The sequence below is a fragment of the uncultured Campylobacter sp. genome (assembly GCF_938045535.1).
In the GTDB taxonomy this organism is placed as follows: Bacteria; Campylobacterota; Campylobacteria; order Campylobacterales; family Campylobacteraceae; genus Campylobacter_B.
Map to the genome: position 1 here is coordinate 1 of NZ_CALIMQ010000246.1, position 2,352 is coordinate 2,352.

General features: G+C 42.1%; 2 protein-coding genes. One reads left to right on the top strand and one right to left on the bottom strand.

Annotation, left to right across the window (positions count from 1 at the left end; genetic code table 11):
• The first annotated feature begins 129 nt into the window (after positions 1-129).
• Positions 130-342, top strand: coding sequence for a hypothetical protein (locus Q0095_RS07700; RefSeq protein WP_297882846.1), 213 nt, complete (start codon positions 130-132; stop codon positions 340-342).
• Between the two features lie 627 nt (positions 343-969).
• On the opposite strand, the gene Q0095_RS07705 is transcribed toward Q0095_RS07700, so the two are convergent.
• Positions 970-2,274 carry a (Fe-S)-binding protein gene (locus tag Q0095_RS07705; protein WP_297882849.1) on the bottom strand — a complete coding sequence of 435 codons (1,305 nt, stop codon included), beginning with the start codon at positions 2,272-2,274 and terminating at the stop codon, positions 970-972.
• Positions 2,275-2,352: the final 78 nt, after the last annotated feature.

Below are 2,352 nucleotides of genomic sequence, written 5' to 3' on the forward strand. Positions count from 1 at the left end.
AGCATTTTGAAATTGAAGTGGCAATTATAACCGAAAAATCCCCAATTGTCAAGGCTAAAACAGCCTATTTTAAAATTTCATAAAATTTCTGCTATAATGCGCGCAATTTTAAATTTTAAGGAATTTTATATGAAAATCGTACCTTGGATCATAATAGTTTTTATGATTTATTTGATTTATTATTTTATCTCCCGCTCCGAAAAGCGTCTAAATACCCTTGAAAAGCGCTTAAATAAGATAGAAGAAAACTTAAGCGAGATAAAAAAGGCTACCGAAGCCAACAGGCTCTTGATCGAAGAAGCAAAGCTGGACTCTGAAGATGACGCAAAAGAGCAAGAATAAAATTAAATTTAAATCCATGATCTTGCTAGCTTAGCCTTTTTTACTAAATATCTCGTGCTAAAAATTATGAATATATTTTATAGTGCACTTTGGCATTTTTGAAAGAAATTTTGCCGCAATGTCGGAACCGCGAAGTGCAAGAAGCTCATACGTAACTAATTCTTTAAATTTTACGAAATTTAAAATTCGCGCTTTAAGCCTGCTCCGCCAAGCAAATCCACGCAAATCAATAAATCAAAATTCTAGCTATTTGCTCACAGCACAAATTCCATGAGAATTTTAAATAATGCCACATAAAATTAAAATTCTGCCAAAATCCATCCCTCAATTCAACTTCTTAAAATTTTGCGCAAAATCGCTCAACAAAATTCTAAACCACAAAATTTTAGTATTTAAAATCATATTACTCAACCCCGCCGCAGCAGCAAAGCCTATGGGTTCCACCGCACGCCACTTCAGGCTGATATAGCCGAAAGCTTAAAAGTGTAGACCATAACCTCTACAAGCTAACGATAAAATTTAATCATAATTTTTAAAAACCAAAATTTCAAAAGCACGGAATTTTGTCCCAGGATGTGAATTGAGTAAAAAGCTAACGAAATGCAGGAATTTCACAAATGTTAAATTTTATCCATTGGAATTTTCCTCGCTCACAAGCGCTTCAGCGATGAGCTCCAGCGGATTTACGCACCTCATCTGCAAGCCGCTTAAAGAAAGCGAATTATTTAGCTGCATCCTGCACGCACTGCACTCGGCAGAAACTACGCACACAGGCAGATCTGCCATTGCGCGCGCCTTAGCTAATCCTGCTTCACGCGCGAGCTCGTAACGCTCGGTCTGCATCGTCACACCGCCAAATCCGCAGCATTTATTGGGCTCATCCATCTCGGTTATTTCGTAGTTTTGAGCGAGCAAGCCGCGCGGCTCTTTCCAAATACCCTGCATTTTGCGGGCATGGCACGGATCGTGATAGGTAATCGCTAAAGCCCTTTTGCCGCGGCGCATCAAAAGATCACTTAAGTTTGTAAATTTATAAAAGTATTCGCTCGCCATAAAAATTTTACTCGCAAGCTTTTGCGCACGGGCTTTCCATTGCGGCTCATTTTCAAAAAAATGCGCGTAATCCACCCGCAACATCGCAGAGCACGTAGCCTCGGGCACGATAATCGCATCAAGAGCAGGCAGAGCTTTTTCGAAATATGCTATATTAAATTTTGCCACGCGTTCAACCGCCGCAAAATCTCCCGTAAAATACGCAGGAGCGCCGCAACAGGCTTGTTCCTTCATCAAATTTACGTTTAGCTTTAGCGCTCGCGCGATATGTAAAACCGCCTCGCCTACGCCCGTGTAAGCGTAGTTTGCCATGCAGCCTATAAAAATTCCGATAGTTTTTTCGCCGCCGTTGTCGATAAATTCTGCGTGAGAGTTCATAAAGCTTTTTTTCGCAGGAGCAGGCAGCAGGCGCTCTTTTTTAAGTAGTGGTAAGCCAAATCTAGGCGACATAGAGCTTTGCGTATCTTTTCGCATCTTAAAGCCACAGCTAAGAAACACGTATCCAAGCGCTGCTGCTAGATCCAGCGCTTTGCGGTGCCCGAGCAGCCAAAACGCAGCTTTTTTGTACCACGCGATGCCAAATTTTTCCGCAATGCGTGCGCGAACATTCTCGATTGCCGTATCTATGGGCAAAGACTCGCCGCAAATATCTACGCAGTTGGTGCATAAAAAGCAGCTCTCAAAAATTTTCTTAGCGTTTTTATCAAGCTTTAGTTCATTCCTGCCGTAAGCGCCCAAAAGATCCACAAATCCGCGCGGGCTCGTTACTTCATCGCCGTTAATACCATGAACCGTGCAGACTTGGATACATTTACCACATTTTACGCAGCGCTCGCTAAGTGCCGCAAAATCGAATGCTCCAAGCTTTGCCTTACTCATAGCCGCGCCGCTTAAACGGTTTTAGAAAAGCGCTTCTCGCCCAAATTTTTACCCATATACTCATCAAAGCACATCGCG

Coding starts and splice junctions, on each gene's coding strand:
- Q0095_RS07705 (WP_297882849.1), bottom strand. CDS start 2,274: ATGAGTAAGGCAAAGCTTGGAGCATTCGATTTTGCGGCACTTAGCGAG.
- Q0095_RS07700 (WP_297882846.1), top strand. CDS start 130: ATGAAAATCGTACCTTGGATCATAATAGTTTTTATGATTTATTTGATT.